Source organism: Streptomyces malaysiense, assembly GCF_000980885.2.
Taxonomy (GTDB): domain Bacteria; phylum Actinomycetota; class Actinomycetes; order Streptomycetales; family Streptomycetaceae; genus Streptomyces; species Streptomyces malaysiense.
The window spans coordinates 1-18,625 of the sequence record NZ_LBDA02000048.1 but is presented as its reverse complement, the minus strand read 5'-3'; the positions used below and the strand labels follow the sequence as shown (position 1 = coordinate 18,625).

Here is an 18,625-nt window from a genome sequence, read left to right as displayed (position 1 = left end):
GGAATGCTTACGGGGAGGGCACGCGTCGATTCCGACGACCGGGGCGCAGGCGCACATATCCGGTGTTCGGCACCCCTGCGGGGGAACCCCGGTGTACCTGCCGTCGTCTCGTCTCCCGGAGGCCACCCAGGCCGCGGAAAGGCGACGGAGACATGGAACGGCGTACGTTCATCTCGGGCGGCGCGGCCGCACTGGCGACGACGGCACTGACCGCGTGCGGTACGGGCGGGGCGCACTCCGCCGCGGCCGGGACACACCCCTCGGACGCGTCCGGGGCTTCCTCGTCGTCACTCACGGCGATGCGGACCACCGGCGCGCGTACGGCTGGAGCGAGCGGTCCAGCCGACTGGACCGCCCTCGGCCGTGATCTCGACGGCTCCCTGGTGCGGCCCGGCGACGCCCAGTGGAAGACCGCGCACCAGCTGTACAACACCCGCTTCGACGGGCTGAAGCCCGCCGCGGTCGCCTACGTCGCGCACGCCGCCGACATCCGCACCGTCCTGTCGTACGCGAAGAACCGGCACATACGGGTGGCGATACGCAACGGCGGCCACTCCTACGCCGGTTACTCCTCCGGCGACAACCGTCTGATCATCGATGTCTCGCGCCTGGACCGGATACGGGTGAGCGGCAGCCAGGCGGTGGTCGGCGCCGGCGCCAAGCTGATCGACGTGTACCGGGGGCTGGCCGCGAAGGGCGTGACCATACCCGCGGGCTCCTGCCCCACGGTCGGCGTCTCCGGCCTGGCGCTCGGCGGCGGCCACGGGGTCGTCTCCCGCGCGTACGGCCTGACCTGCGACAGCCTCACCCAGGCGACCCTGGTCACGGCCGACGGCAACCAGATCACCGCGGACGCGACGCACCACCCCGACCTCTTCTGGGCACTGCGCGGCGCGGGCAACGGCAACTTCGGCGTCGTCACCGAGCTGCACTTCCGCACCCATCCGGCGCCCCAGGCGGTCACCGCCTACCTGTCCTGGCCGTGGTCGAAGGCGGCCGCGGTGCTCAAGGCATGGCAGGAGTGGGGGCCGACGCAGCCGGACGAGATCTGGTCCTCCCTGCACCTGGCGTGCGCGCCGGGCCGTACGCCGACGGTCTCCGTCTCCTGCTTCTCCATCGGCACCTACGGCGAGCTGAAGAACGCGGTGGACCGCCTCGCCCACCAGGCCGGCGCCGATGCCACCTCCGTCTCCCTGCACCGGCGGGGCTACGAGGAGGCGATGGAGATCTACGCCGGGTGCTCCTCCTTCTCCGCGCAGGCCCAGTGCCATCTGCCCGGCGGCACGCCGGGCCGCTCGGCGCAGGGGGCGCTCGGGCGCGAGACGTACGCGGCCCGCTCCGACTTCTTCGACCGGTCGCTTTCCGCGGCGGGCATCCAGACGGTGCTGCGCCAGATCGCGGGGGTGCGGGGTGGGGCGGGCAGCGTCGCGTTCACGGCGCTCGGCGGTGCGGTGAACCGGGTCGCGCCGACGGCGACCGCCTTCGTGCACCGGCGCTCGCGGATGCTGGCGCAGTACATCGCGTCCTGGCCCGCGGGGTCGTCCGGCGGCTCGGCGCAGTCGTGGCTGACGTCGGCCCACAAGGCGATGGCCCCCTACGCGTCCGGCGCGGCCTACCAGAACTACACCGACCCGACGCTGACGGACTGGCGGAAGGCGTACTACGGGGACGCGGCGACGCGCCTGTCCAAGGTGAAGGCGCAGTACGACCCGGAGCGTTTCTTCTCGTACGCGCAGGGGGTGTAGGGGCGGGTCCCCCCGGGGACCGGGCTCGCGGGGCCGGCCGGCCGCGCGAGCCCCTCGCGGCCTGCGCCGCGCGGTCCCCCGCGCCCCTTACGGGGCGCCTCGGCCGCGGTTACGCCGCCAGGTCCCGCTCCTCGGAGTCCATCGGCTCCACGGACCGCCGCGTGCCCGGGACCACCGGCACGTCCAAGGCCGCCCGGCGGCGCACGATCCAGCCCACGCCCGGCGCCCGCTCCACCGCCTTCATCAGCGGGGTGAGCAGGGCGGACGCCAGCGGGGCCAGCAGCAGGGTCACCGCCGTCCCGAGGGCGAATCCGCCGATCACGTCCGTCGGATAGTGCACACCCATGTAGACCCGGCAGAAACCCTCCAGGAGGGCCAGCCCGATCCCGGCGACGCCGAATCGGCGGTTGGCGACGAACAGGCCCACGCCGAGCGCCATCGTCAATGTGGCGTGATCGCTGACAAAGGAGAAGTCGGTCTTGCCGGAGACGAGGACGTCGAGTCCCTGATGGTCCACGAAGGGCCGCGGCCGTGCCACGAATCCCCGGATCGGGATGTTCACCAGCACCGCGATCCCGGCCGCGAGCGGCGCCCACACCAGCGCGGCCACGGACGTCGCCGCGTCCTCCGCGCCCCGGCGCCGCACGGACCACCAGCACCACAGCACGAGCAGCACCATCGCGAGCAGCAGCCCGTACTCGCCCACGAACTCCATGATCCGGTCGAACCAGTGCGGCGCGCTCCTGGCCAGACCGTTGATGTCGTAAAGCAGCTCGACGTCGGGGTTCGATCCGGATTCGGCGAGTACAGCCATGGTGCTGCGGCTCCTTCGTCGTCTTCCCGGACGCACCTCGTGTGCGTCGCACCGACCCCCGTCAACAGGAACGCACGGTCACCACCAATGCGTTCCACTCTCCACCGAAAGATCACGCAGACGTTATCGAAGAGAGACTCATCATCGCAGCTCAGGGGGCAGGTTCACGGACGGTTTATACCGTCGTGGGGAGCGCTTTTGCGCCATCTTCGGTCACCCGAGTGGCACCGAAATAATCCGCTCCGTCGATCGGGTCGAACCGGATCACCGCCCCCGTGCGCGGCGCGTCGATCATGTACCCGCCACCGACGTAGATACCCACGTGGTGGATGGCCCGGGAGTCGGTGGGGTCGTGGGAGAAGAACACCAGGTCACCGGGGAGCAACTGACCGCGTGAGGGATGCGGGCCGGCGTTGTACTGGTCGTTCGCCACGCGTGGCAGCTTGATCCCGACGCTCGCGTACGCCGCCTGGGTCAGCCCCGAACAGTCGAAACGCCCGTCCTGCGCGGCCGTCCCCTCGCCGCCCCACAGATACGGGGTGCCGAGCTTCCGCTGCGCGAAGTCGATCGCGCCGGCGGCCTGCCGGGTGGGATCGAGCCGGCTGGGCGGCGCGGCGAAGCTCTCCGCGAGGCTGTTGATGCGCCGGACGTAGTTCTGCGTCTCGCTGATGCCCGGGACCCCGCCGGCCTGGATGACCCGGTACGCCCCGGCGTTGTACGCGGCGAGCATGTTGTCGGAGACGTTGCCCGGAACATCCTTGACGTACTTGGCCAGTTCGCAGTCGTAGGACGCCGCCGACGGGATCGCGTCGTTCGGGTCCCAGATGTCGCGCTTGCCGTCACCGTTGCCGTCGATGCCGTGCGTCGCCCAGGTGCTCGGGATGAACTGCGCGATGCCCTTGGCGTCGGCCGGGCTCACCACGGTGGGATTCCAGCCACTCTCCTGGTAGAGCTGCGCCGCGAGCAGCGCCGGGGTCAGCGCCGGACACAGGTTCCCCCACTTCTGCACCAGTTGCTGGTACGCCGCCGGCACCGCACCCTTGGCCAGCGCCCGTCCGCCCGCGGCCATGCCCCCCGCGAGGTTGCCGGCGACCAGGTACACCGCGACCACGAGCACCATGACGAAGCTCAGCCCGCCCGCCACGAGGGCACCACCGACGATCCACGCCTTACGCACCGTCAACCGCCCCTCACCGTCGGCCAGTCCGCCGAATGCAGTGTAGGAGTCGCGGCCGTCCGGCACGAGAACGCCCGTCCGGGACACGGTGGTTCGACAGCGGGGAGGGAGGCGGGCAGGAGGAACGAGGAGGCCCCCTACCGCCCCCGGACGTCCGCCGCGGTCACCCGGCCGTCGTCGCGTCCCGGTACAGCTCCGCCGCCTCCGCGCTCAGCACCACGCTGTACGACACGTCGTCCGTGGAGCCGCCCTCCTCGTGGCCGCCGAGGATGCCGACCACCTGGTGGTCGCCGTTGATCCAGGGACTGCCGCTGGTGCCGCCGGAGAAGGAGGGACAGTAGATGCGCTGCTGGGTGGCGCTCTGGCGGCGGGGCTTGTTGGTGCAGCGGATGGGGAGTTCGCGGGAGTCGGGATAACCGGTGACCGTCACCGCCGTCGCGCCGGTCGTCGCGCCGGTGACGAAGCGGTTGCCGCCGACCACCTGTTCGATGGTCCGCCCGCCGAGATCGGCCACCGTGGCGAGGGCGACGTCGCTGTCCTCGTCCTGGTCCTTCGCCCAGTTGTCCGGCAGGAAGCGCCGGGTCACCCGCCACGCACCGTACGGCGCACGCCCGTTGCGGTAGCCCGGCACGAACACCAGGTCCCGGTCCTGGTCGCTCACACAGTGCGCGGCGGTGGCGATGAGGTCGCCCCGGGGGCTGTGCACCACCGAGGCCGTGCAGAAGTGACCGCCGGCCGGCCGCCCCGCCCGGTCCGCGCCGAACAGCGCGCCCACCCGGGCCCCGCGCACGGACGCGACCGCGTCCGCGGTGACCCCGAAGGGTCCCGGCCCGTCATCGGCGGAAGCCACGGACGCCGACGTCAGGGCGAGCATCACCACCGCCCCGAGCAACGCGGGACGCGAGGTGACCGAGATGCGTGAGATGCGCTTCATCAGCCCTCACTCTGTCTCACGAAGGTGAGAATCCCGCTCCGACTTCGCTGAGAATTCCCGCAGAAACCTCCCGATGGCCGGTGCGCGCACCACGCTACTGTCCCCCCGCGAAGGCCGCCTCCCCACCGGTCGCCCCGCGTCAGAACGTCGTCGTCATCCCGCCGTCCACCGCGATGGTCTGCCCGGTGATGAAGGACGCCGCGTCGCTCGCCAGGAAGACGACGACCCCGGCGATCTCCTCCGGCCGGCCCCAGCGCCCGAGCGCGGTACGGGTCCGCAGCCAGCGCTCCCGCTCGGGATCGGCCGCCGGTTCGGCGCCGGCCTCGGTGGCGAAGGTGCCCGGCGCGACCGAGTTGACGGTCGTACCGCTCGGCCCGAGGTCCGCCGCGAGAGCCCGGGTCAGGCCGTCCAGGCCCGCCTTCGCGGTCGCGTAGCCGGCATCACCCGTACGGCCCAACTGCCCCACCACCGAGCACACGTTGATGATGCGGCCCGGCACCCCGCGCGCGGCCGGCGACCGGGCCACCATCTGGCTCAGCGCGTAGGCCGAGGTCAGATGGACGTCGAGCAGCGCGTTCAGGTCCCCGGGCGTCATCTCCGCCACGCCCCGCGGGTCCCGGTGGCCGACGTTGTTGACAAGGATGTCGAGATCGCCCAGCTCCTCGACCGCCGCCTCCGCGGCCGCCCGGTCCGTGACGTCGAACGCGGCGGTCGCGATGTCGTACCCGCCGTCCGCCCGCAGCCGCTCGGCCGCCGCGGCGAGGGCCGCCGGGTCACGGCCGTTGAGGACCACCCGCGCGCCGGCCCCGGCCAGGCCGCGCGCCATCTCCAGGCCGAGGCCACGCGCCGATCCCGTCACGAGGGCCGTTCGGCCGTCGAGCCGGAAGGTCGCGGGGCCGCCGCCGGGCGCGGGGGTACCGCCGTTCACCGGGCCGGTGCTGCTGTCGCCCGTGTCTGCCGAGGTCATGGGGATCGGTCTCGGTCCGTGGTGCGTTCTGACGATTCCCGGAAAGTTCCGGGGAATCCCTTACCCGCACCGTATCCGGTCCCCCGCGGGTTTCCCCTCCCCCGCCCTCACGCGTTCCCGCCGGCGGCCTCCCCCGCCCTCATCCGTTCCCGTCGGCCGCCTTCCACTCCACACCCGTCAGCTCCTCCGACAGCGTCCACAGCCGCCGCGCCGACTCCGGATCGCCGGCCGCCGCGCTGCGGGCGACCAGGGTCGGGGCGCCGCGGAACTCGCCGAGGCCGTCGGGGCCGACGTAGGCCGCGCCGGGCAGGTCCTGGGTGGCCGCGAAGAGCGTGGGCAGCGCGCCGGCCCGATCGCTCTGGGCGACCACCCGGTTGGCGACGGCCATGCCCATCCGGGCCAGGGGGTTCGCGTGGTGGCTCTGGAGGTTGGTGGCGGCGTAGCCGGGGTGGGCGGCGAACGCCCGCACCGCGGATCCGGTCTCGGCCAGACGGCGCTGGAGTTCCAGGGTGAACAGGAGGTTCGCCAGCTTGGACTGGGCGTACGCGCGCGTCGGGGTGTAGCGGCCGCGCAGGTTCACGTCCTCGAAGCTGATGCGCTGATCGCCCCAGCGGTGCGCGGCGGAGGCCAGCGTCACCACGCGGTCGGTGACGTACGGCAGCAGCAGGTTCGTCAGCGCGAAGTGCCCGAGGTGGTTGGTGCCGAACTGCCGCTCGAAGCCCTGCGCGGTGCGCTGCTCCGGCAGCATCATCACACCGGCGTTGTTGATCAGGAGGTCCAGCGGGCGGTCCCAGCCGGCGGCGAAGGCACGCACCGAGTCCAGGTCCGCGAGGTCGAGCCGGCGCACCTCGGTGCTGCCGGGCACCCGCGCCGCGGCGGCGTCGCCCCGCGCGACGTCCCGTACGGCGAACACCACGTGCGCGCCGGCCCGCGCCAGCGCCTCGGCCGTCACCAGGCCGAGGCCGCTGTTGGCGCCGGTGATCACGGCCGTGCGGCCGGTCTGGTCGGGGATGCGGTTCACGTTCCACTTGCGCGCACCGCGCGCGCCGCTCGTCTCAGCCATGACCTCAATGTAGGCACCGACTACAATGCTGTCAATGACAACAATGACGGCGTCTCCAGGCCCCCGCGCCGGACCGGCCGCCAATGATGACGCCGTCTACATCGGGATACGATGGTGCGCATGCCCGCGAGCCGCCCCTACCACCACGGAGACCTGCGCGCCGCCCTGCTCCGGAGCGCCGAGCGCACCCTGCGGGAGAAGGGGGCCGGCGCGCTGTCGCTGCGCGAACTGGCCCGGGACATCGGCGTCAGTCACGCGGCACCGGGCCGGCACTTCAAGGACAAGCAGGCCCTGCTCGACGCCCTGGCGATGGAGGGGTACGAGCGGCTGGACAGCGCCCTCGCCGAGGCGTACGGCGCGGGCCCCGGCTTCGAGCGGCGCATGACGGAGATCGCGCGGGCCTACCTCGGCTTCGCCGTCGAGCATCCCGAGCTGCTGGAGCTGATGTTCGCGCGCAAGCACCGCCCGGACGGTTCGGCGCGGTTCGGCGCGGCGGTCGACCGCACCTTCGGCTCCCTCACCCGGCTGTTCGCGGACGCCCAGGCGAGCGGCGAGATCGTCGACGGCGACCCCGAGCGCATCGCGCTGGCCGCCGCCGCCAATCTGCACGGCCTGGCCGCCCTGATCGCCGCCTGCGCGCTGGACGCGGACGAGACCGTGGCCGGCCTGGACGAGCACGTGCATCTGCTGCTGTACGGCCTCAAGCCCCGCTGAGCGAAGGGCAGCCACCCGATCACGGGCGGGCACGGACCACTTCCCCGGCCCGACGCGGGCGCGGTCCCCTCCCCCGACTCACCACGGACACGGTCCGCTTGCCCGACCATGCCCTCCCGCACCCCGCTTGACCTGCCGAGTCGGTCATCTTCCCGCCATCGCCCCGCCATTGACCGGTAAGCCGGGCACCGCATTTGGGTAACGCGGGGGTCAGAAATCCGAAAGCCCCTTGTTGTCGCGTACTCAACAAGCAATGGTCGTCGCGGGCCGCCGCCCCCACCGGCGAGCACGACGGCGGCACCGCACCGCGGGCCTCTCCCCGCCACTCCCGGAGGCTGTACCTTGCGCACGACCAACACCCCTCACATATGCGGCAGACGGCGCCGGGCCGGCTCGGCCGCCTGGGCCACCGCGCAGGCGGACGCCACCACTCCCCACAAGGTCGGCGCCCGGACGATCGCAGCCCAGGTCGCCAAGGCCCATGTGCGGACCACGAACGCGTGCGGCACGGCCCCCGAGAAGGGCTACGCCTCCTGCGACGCGCTGCGCGTGACCGGTGGCACCACCGCCTTCATGGAGAAGCAGGCCACGATCGTCAAGGGCGTCGCGCCCGCGACGATCAAGCCCGACGCCACCTCCGGCACCCCGACCGGCTACGGCTCCCCGGACCTCGGCACCGCGGCCGACGAGGCCGTGAAGCCGGGCGCGAAGTACGTCTCCGACAGCTACGGCGGCACGGAGTCCTCCTCCGACACCAACTACCTCTGCACCGCCCGGTCCGGCTACGACGGCCCGACCGGCCTGGGCACCCCCGAGGGCACGGCCGCCCTCCCGGGCTGAGCAGCCGAACCGAGGGCATGACCACCCCGTCGGGTCACGGGGGCGCCGCCGGCACAGAGGGGGACGTGGGGTCCCCTCGGCGGCAGGGAAAAGAGGAGGGCGGATCACGGCAACCAGCCGCGATCCGCCCTCCGGCCGTTTCAGGGAGCACCCCTCCCCGTCGCCTTCTCTCCCTCCCCCCTCTCCGCCTCGTTTCCCTTCCGTTACCTGTGATTTGGGTCAAGACGACGACAACGGCGAGTAAGGCGGAAGCCAGGATTCCCACCGGTGGGCCGCACGCTCTTGTTGTCACGTACTCAACAAGTCATCGTCTTCGTCGTACCGCCGCACGCACCAGCAACGCCCCTGTTCCCTCCCCATGTCCGGAGCACCTGGAGGCTGCACACATGCGTACGTCCCCCACCGCCAAAACCACGGCCCCCGGTCGCAGACGCCGTGCCGGCGCCGCCTTCGCGGCCGCCGCCACGCTGGCCCTCGCCGGGTTCGGCACCGCCGTCCAGGCCGACGCCGCCACCGCCGCACCGGCCAAGGCGACCTGGGCCAAGACCCCCTGCGCGACCCCCAAGCACAAGGGCGAACTCGCCTGCAACTCGCTGCGGGTGACCGGCGGGCTCACCGCCTTCCAGAAGCAGCAGGCCGCCGACGGCATCACGCCCAAGGCCGCGACGCCCTCCGGCTACGGCCCGTCCGACCTCCAGTCGGCCTACGGCCTCACCTCCGCCGCCGCGTCCAAGGGCTCCGGTGAGACCGTCGCCATCGTGGACGCCTACAACGACCCGAACGCCGAGGCGGATCTCGCCAAGTACCGCTCCTACTACGGCCTGTCCGCCTGCACCAAGGCCAACGGCTGCTTCAAGCAGGTCAGCCAGACCGGCTCCACCACCTCGCTGCCCAGGAGCGACGCCGGCTGGTCCGAGGAGATATCCCTGGACCTCGACATGGTCAGCGCGACCTGCCCGAACTGCAACATCCTCCTCGTGGAGGCCAAGTCGGCGACCATGACCAACCTCGGCACCGCCGTCAACGAAGCGGTGGCGCTGGGCGCCAAGTACGTCTCCAACAGCTACGGCGGCTCGGAGTCCTCCTCCGACACCGGCTACGACACCAAGTACTTCAAGCACCCGGGCGTCGCCATCACCGTCTCCGCGGGCGACGGGGGCTACGGCGCGGAGTACCCCGCCGCCTCCCAGTACGTGACCGCCGTCGGCGGTACCGCCCTGTCCAAGTCCTCCACCAGCCGCGGCTGGTCGGAGACGGTCTGGAACACCTCCAGCACCGAGGGCACCGGCTCCGGCTGCTCCGCCTACGACCCCAAGCCGTCCTGGCAGACCGACACCGGCTGCGCCGAGCGCACCGTCTCCGACGTGTCCGCCGTGGCCGACCCCGCGACCGGCGTCTCCGTCTACGACTCCTACGGCGTCACCGCCGGCTTCTACACCTTCGGCGGCACCAGCGCCAGCTCGCCGATCATCGCCTCGGTCTACGCCCTGGCGGGCACCCCGAGCAGCGGCAGCTACCCGGCCGCGTTCCCGTACGCCAAGGCCGGCACCTCCGCCCTGAACGACGTCACCAGCGGCAGCAACGGCTCCTGCAGCCCCAGCTACCTCTGCACCGCCCGGTCGGGGTACGACGGCCCGACCGGCGTCGGCACCCCCGAGGGCGTCTCCGCCTTCACCGGCTGACCGCTCGTCAACCCGTACGTCCGCAGGCCCCGGTGGCATCCGCCGCCGGGGCCTCGGCCGCGTTGCGGAGCCCGCGCGTGAGACCATCGAAGCGGCTCCTCACCCGACCGGTCGTCACCATCCGGGCCAGGGCGTAAAGGGGGTCAACGACGGAACCACGTGGCAGGTTCCGGTCGGACCTCGTTGCCCGGGGTGACCTGCCGTGATACACAGAGTGACCATACGAGGTATTCGTACGAAACCCTCCAGTCAATGACGTCAAGTCGACATACGACGGCGGTGTTGTCGGCGACAATGAGACCTGGCCTCTGCACACCGCAGAGGGCTTGCGGAACTACCCACCAGGGGCGGTGACTTACATGCTCTTTGCGGCCGACAAGGGAGACATCAACACCATCATCGGCGGGATCGCTCCGGACTGGGGGCCCTTCGGCAGCCTGGGCAACGAGGCCAAGGTGATGATCGAGGTGGTGATGGCGGTGGCCATCCTGCTGTGCCTCGGCATCGCGGTCTGGGGTGCGGCCAAACAGCGCATCGGGGCGACGGCACTGCGCGACACGTTCAGCGCGGAGCAGGGCAAGGGCCTGATCATCGCCGGCCTCACCGGGGTCTTCATCATCGGTTCCCTGGGCACGCTGTTCACCATCGTGTACGGCATGGCGGTCTAGCGCACCCGTGTTCTCCTCCCCTTAGAGGTTGCGTCTCCCTGATGTCGAGTCACCACACCCCGCCCGCGCGGGAACCAGCACGGCTACCGTCGTACGTCTACGAGGTGGAGGGGGCGCACACGGCATGAGTCACGGAGACGAGCAGGGCTACTCCGACTACGGCGGCACGGGGCACACCCGTACGCGCCTCCCCGAGCACGACCCCTACGGCGGCGCGCCCCGCCGCCCCGGCCGCTCGCCGTCCCGAGGGGTCGTCACGGTCGTCGGGGTGGTCGTCCTGCTGATCGCGGCGATCGCGTTCGCGAACCGCGGAGACCACTCGTCCGCGACCAGCTCGCCCCCCAAACCCTCCCAGCCCCACACGTCCCCCACCTCCCCCACGGGCACCCGTCCGGTGAACACCAAAACGGCGGGTATCCCCTCAGGCTTCGCCCAGACACAACAAGGAGCAGAGAGTGCGGCCGCGAACTATTCGGTGGCGTTGGGGTCCACCGACATGTTCAACACCGCAGCGCGGCACGCGCTCGTCGACAGGTTGTACGCCCCGGCTGCCGCCGCAGACAGACAATCGGCGCTGGACACTGCGTACACAAGCACGAAGTTCCTCTCCAATATCGGCCTGACGAGGGACGGCACCGCTCCGAAGGGCGAGACCTTCATCTCCCGGGTCGTTCCCGTAGGGACCAAGACCACTGCCTTCTCCGAGGACTCCGCCACGGTCGCTGTCTGGTACACCTCGCTGTTCGGTCTCGCGGGCGATGCCTCAACCAACCCTGTGACCGAGAGCTGGTACACCACGACCTACGAACTGAAGTGGGTCGACAACGACTGGAAGGTCAGCGACTTCCAGCAAAAGGACGGCCCCGTTCCCGTGGGCCGCGATCAGCAGGCCTCCACCGCCACGGACATGACGAAGGCCGTCGAGGAGTACGGAGGGTTCACGTATGCGCGCTAACCACCGCTTCCTCAAGATCACTGCTTTGCTCGGCTCTCTGCAGACGGCCACGGTGCTTCTGGCCACTCGTGCGTTTGCCGCTCCGTCCCCGTCACCCACCACTGGCAGCGATCACTGTGACCTGGTGCGTGGCCCAGCCAAGCAGTACTGCGAACAGGGCAACGGCTCCAAGGGCGGCACCGGTTCCGGTTCCAACCCCCTCACCGACACCCTCGACCCCCTCTCCGCCCTCGCTCAGGGCTGTGCCAAGGCCGCTTCGTGGACCATCGGGAAGCTCAGCGCCGCCGTCAAGGACACCGCGAACGTCGACTTCACCAATCAGAAGTTCCTCCAGCAGTACGCCATCGTCTTCGCCGCGTCGACCATCCTCACGCTCCTGCTCTGGCTCCTCGCCGTCGCCAAGCGCGCGGTGCGCGGTGTGCCGTTGACGACCGCGATCTCCGAGGCCGTCGGGTTCCTCTGGCTGACGGTGATGGCCTCGGCGTTCACACCGCTGATCCTGTACACCGTCGTCTCCGCGACGGACAGCGTGACCGACGTCCTGGCGAAGGCCACCGGCGACCAGGCGGACACGTTCTTCGGGACGTTCTCCGGCGCGCTGAGCAAGGGCACCGACATCGGCGGCGGCCCCATCATGCTGATCGTCGTCTCCCTGGTGAGCATCCTCGCCGCCGGCGTCCTCTGGCTGGAGCTGGTCATCCGCGCCGCCCTCCTCTACGTCGGCGCCCTCCTCGGCACCGTCGTCTACGCGGGGCTCGTCGACAAGAACATGTGGGGCCACGTCAGGCGCTGGGCCGGCATCATGATCGCCGTCATCCTGGTCAAACCGGTGATCGTGATCGTCCTCGGCCTCGCCGGCGCCCTCTCCTCCGGCAACGGACCCGACGCCTTCTCCGCCGTCGTCTCCGGCCTCGCGATCATCCTGCTCGCCATCTTCGCCAGCGCCGTGATCTACCGCTTCGTGCCCGGCTTCGGCGACGAGATCGCGGCCGGCCGCAACAACCGGATCATGCAGGGCGCCGAGGGCAAGGCCGCGGCCGTCATCAGCTCCCCCGCCTCCCTCGTCGCGCAGGGCATCAAGACCCACAGCACCCGCGCCGACAGCAACGCGGCACAGAGCGGCGGCGGTTCCAGCACCCCCCGCCCGGCCAACCCCGCCACCGGCGGCGTCGCCGCGCACAGCAGCCGTACCCCCGGAGGGGGCGGCGGGGCCGTCCCCTCCGCCACCCCCGCGCCTCGGGCGCCCAGCCCGGTCAGCACCCCGCACGCAGGCAACACCCGCAACAACCGCACGGGAGGTGAAGGGCGTTGACGACCGAGTCCCACATGTCCCATCCGGTCACGCCCCGCCGTACGTATCTCATCGGCCGCGCCCGGCCGAACGCGATCGTCGGCCGCAACCGCGAGTCCGGAGAGATCGCGCTGATCATCGTCGGCGCGTTCCTCGGCATGATGTGCGGCCTCCTGGTGCCGACGCTCTCACTGCGGATCGTGCTGCTGATGGGCTTCCCGATGCTCGCGCTCGCCGCGGTGTACGTGCCGTACAAGCGCCGCACGTTCTACAAGTGGTTCGAGATCAACCGCAGTTTCAAGCGCACCGTCAAACGCGGCGCCACCTACCGCGCCGGCGTCATGGAGGCCGGCACCCGCATCGGCGGCGAGGAGGTGGAGATCGGACCGCCGCCCGGCATCGGCCGCATCAGCTGGCTCGCCGCGCCCTTCGGGCCGGACGAGATCGCCGTACTGCTGCACGCCGACCGCAAGACCGTCACCGCGGCCATCGAGATCGAGGGCCCCGGCGTCGGCCTGCGCGACTCCGAGGACCAGGAGGCCCTGGTCGACCGGTTCGGCACGCTGCTCAAGCACGTCGCCAACGGCGACGGCTTCGTCACCCGGCTCCAGATGCTCGCCCGCACCCTGCCCGCCGACCCCGACGCACACGCCAAGGACGTCGCCCAGCGCGGCGACAACCGCTCCCCGGCCTGGCTCCAGCGGTCGTACGACCAGCTCCAGTCGATGGTGTCCACGAGCAGCGAGCAGCACCGCGCCTACCTCGTCGCCTGTATGCACCACAGCCGTGAACTGGCCGCCGAGGCACAGGCGATGGCCCGCGCCGCCCGCCCCCAGTCCGGCCGCAAACTCGACCGGGACGCCGGGCTCGCCGTCGTCATGGCCCGTGAGCTGACCGACATCTGCTCACGCCTCCAGGAAGCCGACATCCGCGTCCGCCAGCCGCTCGGCCAGGGCCGGCTCGCCTCCCTGATCCACTCCATGTACGACCCGGACCACCCCATCGACCACATCCAGGCGATGACCCGGCGCAACGCCTGGCCGGCCGAACTGGACGCCACCGAGCCGACGTTCCTCCAGGCCAAGACCCGCGAGTCCACCACCCGCGCCCCCTGGTGCCACGCCACCGCCTGGGTCAAGGAGTGGCCGATGACCCCGGTCGGCGTGAACTTCCTGGCGCCGCTGCTGGTGCACACCCCGGACGTCATCCGCACGGTCGCGGTCACCATGGACCTCGAACCCACCGAGGTCGCCATCGAGCGCATGCTGACCGAGAAGACGAACGACGTGGCCGAGGCGTCCCGCGCCGCCAAGATGAACCGCACCGTCGACCCCCGCGACATCGCCGCGCACAACCGCCTCGACCAGCGCGGCGAGGACCTCGCGAGCGGCGCCGCGGGCGTCAACCTGGTCGGCTACATCACCGTCTCCGCCCGTACCCCGGAGTCCCTCGCCCGCGACAAGCGGACGATAAGGGCCTCGGCAGGCAAGTCGTACCTCAAGCTGGAGTGGTGCGACCGGGAGCACCACCGCGCCTTCGTGAACACACTTCCTTTCGCCACCGGCATCCGAAGGTAGGGGCTGATTCGCCGATGCGGGATCCGCTGTCCGTCCTCACCGAGGCGTTCACCTCCTTCCTCTTCGGGAAGGTCGAGACGACCCGGCTGCCGGTGCGCACCTCCACGGGCCAGGCCCAGGCGGTCTACCTGCCCACCGCCGCGCCCGGCCTCGGGGACTCCGGCGTCATCATCGGCCGCGAGGTCTACTCCGGGAAGGGTTACATCTACGACCCCTTCCAGCTCTACGGCCAGCAGCTCCCGGCCCCGCACTGGCTGGTCCTCGGCGAGTCCGGCAACGGCAAGTCGGCGCTGGAGAAGACGTACGTGCTGCGCCAGCTGCGCTTCCGCGACCGCCAGGTCGTCGTCCTGGACGCACAGGGCGAGGACGGGGTCGGCGAGTGGAACCTCATCGCCGAGGAGCTGGGGATAACGCCGATCCGGCTGGACCCCACGGCCGCCCTGGACCACGGCATCCGCCTCAACCCGCTGGACCCGGCGATCACCACCACCGGCCAGCTGGCACTGCTGCGCACCATCATCGAGGTGGCGCTGGGCCACGGCCTGGACGAGCGCTCCGGCTTCGCCCTCAAGGTCGCCCACTCCTACGTCAACGAGACCATCGTGGACCGCCAGCCGGTCCTCACCGACATCGTGGAGCAGCTACGGCACCCCGAGCCGGAGTCCGCCGAGGCGATGAACGTCGCCCTGGACGACGTACGGGCCTGGGGCCTGGACGTCGCCCTGGTCCTGGACCGGCTGGTCGACGGTGACCTGCGCGGCATGTTCGACGGCCCGACCACGGTCGGCATCGACCTCGACGCCCCGCTCATCGTCTTCGACCTCTCGCACATCGACCGCAACTCCATCGCCATGCCCATCCTGATGGCGATCGTCGGCGTGTGGCTGGAGCACACCTGGATCCGGCCCGACCGCAAGAAGCGCATCTTCCTGGTCGAAGAGGCCTGGCACATCATCAACAGCCCGTTCGTCGCCCAGCTGTTCCAGCGCCTGCTGAAGTTCGGCCGACGCCTCGGCCTGTCCTTCGTGGCCGTCGTCCACCATCTCTCCGACGTGGTGGACGGCGCGGCCGCCAAGGAGGCGGCGGCGATCCTGAAGATGGCCTCGACCAGAACGATCTATGCCCAGAAGGCCGACGAGGCACGGGCCACCGGCCGCGTCCTCGGCCTGCCGCGCTGGGCCGTCGAGATCATCCCGACGCTGACCCCGGGCATCGCGGTCTGGGACGTCAACGGCAACGTCCAGGTGGTCAAGCACCTCATCACCGAGTCCGAACGCCCGCTGGTCTTCACCGACCGCGCGATGACCGAGTCCTCCAGCGACCACGCCCCGGACGACGTCCTGCGCGCCGCGGAACTGGAGGCTGAGCAGCGGGCCGCGGCCTTCGTGGAACAGCACCTCGGCGACTCCGAGTCGACGGTGGCGTAGGGAGGCACGGCAGGTGGGACCGGACGCTCGCGCACCCCGGGAGAACCGGCGGCCGCAGGAGAGGCAGGGACAGGGCGGCATCCCCGACGGGCTGCTGCTCGGCATCCTCGCCTTCCTGCTCGGCATCACCGTGCTGGTGTGGACGGCCACCGGCCTCGCGGCCCTCTTCGCCCACGGCGCCTGGCCCGCGGACGTCACCTTCCCGCGCACCCCCATGGCCATGCGCCACCTGCTCAGCCGGCCCCACGACCTCGCCGGCGCCTGGCCGGACACCCCCGCGTCCGGACTCTCGGGCTGGGGCCTGTTCTGGGGGCTGTTCATCGCCGAGCTGATGGTCCTGTTCGTCGCCACCGTGTTCGTGCTGGGGACGGTGGCTCGATGGCGGGCGGGCCGGGCGCGAGCGCGGGCCGGCGCGGAAAAGGCGGTACCGGAGCCGAAGCCGGAGCCGGCGTCCCCGCCTGAGCCGTCCACCGCGGTCGTGGCACCCGTGGAGGCGCCGCAGCGGTACGACGTTCCGGTGCAGCGGCACGAGATGCCGCAGGCGCCGCAGGCCCCGCAGGCGCCGGTCGCGGTCGAGCAGTCGCCCGCCGAGCCCCCGTCGGCCCACCCTCCGGCCAAAGGACGGCCCATGGCCGGGCGGGAGAAGATCCTCATCGCGCCGCCGGACACCCGTCGTACGGCAGCCGCCCAGGCCGTGCGGGACGCGGCGGGGCCCGTCATCGTCGTCACCTCGAACCCGTCCCTGTGGGCGGAGACCAAGGACGCCAGGGCCAAGCTGGGCCCCACCCACCTCTACGACCCGGCGCACCGCTGCGACACCCCGGCCCGCCTGCACTGGTCCCCCACGGCCGGCTGCGCGGACAAGCAGACCGCGCTCCAGCGCGCGACCGCGCTCCTCGCCCCCGTGCGGCCCACCGCCCGCATCGACCAGGCCCTGGTGGACACGGCGACCACCCTCCTGCGCAGCTATCTGCACGCCGCCGCCCTGGAGAACCGCACGGTCCGCCATGTCCACCGCTGGTCCCAGGGCAGCCAGGTACAGGACGCCGTACGCACCCTGCGCACCCATCCCAAGGCCGCCGCCGGGGCCGCCGGGGAACTGGAGGCCGCCCTCACCGCGCATCCCGAGCGCCGGGACATCGCACAGGAGTTGACCGGCAGGGCGCTCGCCGCGCTCTCGACGGTCAACATCCGCGAGGCATGCACCCCAAACCGAACTGATGCGCTCGCCTTGGATTCCTTTGCCGACGAAGGGGGCACGCTTTACGTAGTCGGTGAATCCATCGAGGACCCGAGGAGCGCGCCCGGCGCGATGCCCCTCCTGACGGCCCTCGTCTCCAGCGTGGTCGAGCACGGCCGGCACATGGCCGCACGGTCATCCTCCGGTCGGCTCGACCCACCACTGACGCTGGTCCTGGACGACATCGCCGCCGTCGCGCCCTTCCCCCAGCTCCCGGACCTGCTGGCCGCCGGGGACGAACAGGGCCTGCCGGCGTTCGCGCTGTTCCGCTCCCGTGAACAGGCCCGCGCCCGCTGGCCGCACCAGGAGCTGCCGGGTCTGCCCGGCCTCCCCGGGCTAACGGTCTAGGACGAACTCCAGCTGGTGCCGGGCCGCGTCCTTCACGAACGGCACCCGCACCCCGCTCGGCCCGAACCCCGTCTTGCGATAGGCACCCTGCGCCCGCTCGTTGTCCTCGTGCACCAGCAGCCGGACCCGCTCGGCGCCGCGCCCCCACGCCCAGGTGACACCCGCGTCGAACATGGCCTTGATCAGCCCGTTGCCCCGGTGTTCGGGCCGCACGTACACACCGACGACATGCCCCTGCCGGCGCTCGACCGGGAACCCGGCCCAGTCCTCGGTGCCGGCCTCTTCCATCAGCACGGTCAGCGATCCGGCCCATGACCCGTCGGGCAGCTCGGCGATGAACTGCCGCGCCGTCGCCGACCCCTCACCCGACCCCGCCGCGCGGTCCTGCCAGAAGAGGTCGGCCTTCGCGGCGGCCTCCTCGTAACCCTCCAGGAAGGCGAGCGGTGCGGCCGGATCCCGCAGCGCGTCCAGCCGCAGGTTCCTCACCTTCTCCCACTCCGCGGGGCGGATGGCTCGCACGACATAGTCTTCGCTGGTCAACCTGGTCATGCCCGCCACCGTAGTGCTGCGACAGGCACTCGGCATCCCATAATCTGGCCGCATGACCACACTTCAGGAACGACCTGGTACCGCGGTGCTCGTCATCGACGTCCAGAACGGAGTCGTCGCCGGCGCGCCGGTTCTGGACGACGTCCTCGCGAACATCAACACCCTGATCGACAGGGCCCGCTCGGCGGGTGTCCCGGTGGTGTGGGTGCAGCACCAGGACGAGGACCTGGTGGCGGGTACGGAGAGCTGGGAGTACGTCTCCGAGCTGAAGCGACTCGACACCGAGCCGCTGGTCGCCAAGAGTTACCCGGACTCCTTCGAGGACACCGCGCTCGAGTCCGTACTCGCCGAGCACGGGGTGGGCCGGCTGCTGGTGACGGGCGCGCAGACCGATTGCTGTGTCCGCTCCACGTTGCACGGGGCCCTGGTCCGCGGTTACGACGCGGTGCTGGTCGCCGATGCCCACACCACGGAGGACCTCACGGCGCACGGGGCCCCGACCCCGGAGCAGGTGATCGCGCACACCAATCTGTACTGGAGCGCCCAGTCGGCGCCGGGCCGTGAGGCCGGCACGGTGAAGACGGCCGATGTGACCTTCTGAATTTGTCCCTGAACGCAGAAAGCCCCCGCACCA

Annotated in this window: 17 protein-coding genes; 11 read left to right on the top strand and 6 right to left on the bottom strand. The window is 71.3% G+C overall.

All coding sequences use genetic code 11. From position 1 onward, the window contains the following. Positions 1-152 precede the first annotated feature (152 nt). Entirely contained in the window at positions 153-1,745 is a 1,593-nt protein-coding gene (locus VT52_RS19910) for an FAD-binding oxidoreductase (protein ID WP_046422582.1), read from the top strand. A 109-nt stretch (positions 1,746-1,854) separates the two neighbouring features. On the opposite strand, the gene VT52_RS19905 is transcribed toward VT52_RS19910, so the two are convergent. The 5 genes from VT52_RS19905 to VT52_RS19885 all read right to left on the bottom strand — a co-directional run bounded on the left by VT52_RS19905 (position 1,855) and on the right by VT52_RS19885 (position 6,700). Continuing rightward, positions 1,855-2,559: a phosphatase PAP2 family protein gene (locus VT52_RS19905; RefSeq protein WP_046422580.1), complete on the bottom strand. Its 705-nt coding sequence runs from the start codon at positions 2,557-2,559 to the stop codon at positions 1,855-1,857. Positions 2,560-2,734: 175 nt separating this feature from the next. Continuing rightward, positions 2,735-3,742, bottom strand: coding sequence for a C40 family peptidase (locus VT52_RS19900; RefSeq protein ID WP_276207953.1), 1,008 nt, complete (start codon positions 3,740-3,742; stop codon positions 2,735-2,737). 157 nt (positions 3,743-3,899) lie between these two features. Continuing rightward, positions 3,900-4,670 carry a trypsin-like serine peptidase gene (locus VT52_RS19895; protein WP_046422579.1) on the bottom strand — a complete coding sequence of 257 codons (771 nt, stop codon included), beginning with the start codon at positions 4,668-4,670 and terminating at the stop codon, positions 3,900-3,902. A gap of 139 nt (positions 4,671-4,809) precedes the next feature. Next, positions 4,810-5,637 carry an SDR family oxidoreductase gene (locus tag VT52_RS19890; RefSeq protein WP_079175138.1) on the bottom strand — a complete coding sequence of 276 codons (828 nt, stop codon included), beginning with the start codon at positions 5,635-5,637 and terminating at the stop codon, positions 4,810-4,812. Between the two features lie 139 nt (positions 5,638-5,776). Further along, on the bottom strand, positions 5,777-6,700 hold the full coding sequence (locus VT52_RS19885; RefSeq protein ID WP_046422578.1) for an oxidoreductase: 924 nt from the start codon (positions 6,698-6,700) through the stop codon (positions 5,777-5,779). 111 nt (positions 6,701-6,811) lie between these two features. Between VT52_RS19885 and VT52_RS19880 the strand changes: the two genes are divergently transcribed. The 9 genes from VT52_RS19880 to VT52_RS19840 all read left to right on the top strand — a co-directional run bounded on the left by VT52_RS19880 (position 6,812) and on the right by VT52_RS19840 (position 17,442). Further along, positions 6,812-7,414, top strand: a complete 603-nt coding sequence (locus tag VT52_RS19880) for a TetR/AcrR family transcriptional regulator (protein WP_046422577.1) — start codon at positions 6,812-6,814, stop codon at positions 7,412-7,414. A 342-nt stretch (positions 7,415-7,756) separates the two neighbouring features. Beyond that, entirely contained in the window at positions 7,757-8,254 is a 498-nt protein-coding gene (locus VT52_RS37070; protein WP_046422576.1) for a hypothetical protein, read from the top strand. A gap of 386 nt (positions 8,255-8,640) precedes the next feature. Beyond that, positions 8,641-9,936 (top strand): S53 family peptidase, encoded by a 1,296-nt coding sequence (locus VT52_RS19870; RefSeq protein ID WP_046422575.1) that lies wholly within the window; start codon positions 8,641-8,643, stop codon positions 9,934-9,936. Positions 9,937-10,295: 359 nt separating this feature from the next. After that, complete coding sequence (locus tag VT52_RS19865) at positions 10,296-10,604, top strand: hypothetical protein (RefSeq protein WP_014673544.1); 309 nt, start codon at positions 10,296-10,298, stop codon at positions 10,602-10,604. Positions 10,605-10,728: 124 nt separating this feature from the next. Beyond that, complete coding sequence (locus tag VT52_RS19860; protein WP_046422574.1) at positions 10,729-11,559, top strand: DUF8175 domain-containg protein; 831 nt, start codon at positions 10,729-10,731, stop codon at positions 11,557-11,559. Then, on the top strand, positions 11,549-12,871 hold the full coding sequence (locus VT52_RS19855) for a hypothetical protein (RefSeq protein ID WP_079175137.1): 1,323 nt from the start codon (positions 11,549-11,551) through the stop codon (positions 12,869-12,871). The genes VT52_RS19860 and VT52_RS19855 overlap by 11 nt, the downstream gene beginning before the upstream one ends. A 14-nt stretch (positions 12,872-12,885) precedes the next feature. Next, positions 12,886-14,427, top strand: a complete 1,542-nt coding sequence (locus VT52_RS19850) for an SCO6880 family protein (RefSeq protein ID WP_107481390.1) — start codon at positions 12,886-12,888, stop codon at positions 14,425-14,427. Between the two features lie 14 nt (positions 14,428-14,441). Then, positions 14,442-15,854: an ATP-binding protein gene (locus VT52_RS19845; protein WP_046422571.1), complete on the top strand. Its 1,413-nt coding sequence runs from the start codon at positions 14,442-14,444 to the stop codon at positions 15,852-15,854. 13 nt (positions 15,855-15,867) lie between these two features. After that, positions 15,868-17,442 (top strand): type IV secretory system conjugative DNA transfer family protein, encoded by a 1,575-nt coding sequence (locus tag VT52_RS19840; RefSeq protein WP_046422569.1) that lies wholly within the window; start codon positions 15,868-15,870, stop codon positions 17,440-17,442. On the opposite strand, the gene VT52_RS19835 is transcribed toward VT52_RS19840, so the two are convergent. Beyond that, on the bottom strand, positions 17,431-17,991 hold the full coding sequence (locus tag VT52_RS19835) for a GNAT family N-acetyltransferase (RefSeq protein WP_206306565.1): 561 nt from the start codon (positions 17,989-17,991) through the stop codon (positions 17,431-17,433). The genes VT52_RS19840 and VT52_RS19835 overlap by 12 nt on opposite strands. 52 nt (positions 17,992-18,043) lie before the next feature. Between VT52_RS19835 and VT52_RS19830 the strand changes: the two genes are divergently transcribed. Further along, positions 18,044-18,592 (top strand): cysteine hydrolase family protein, encoded by a 549-nt coding sequence (locus tag VT52_RS19830; RefSeq protein ID WP_046422567.1) that lies wholly within the window; start codon positions 18,044-18,046, stop codon positions 18,590-18,592. The last annotated feature ends 33 nt before the right edge of the window (positions 18,593-18,625 follow it).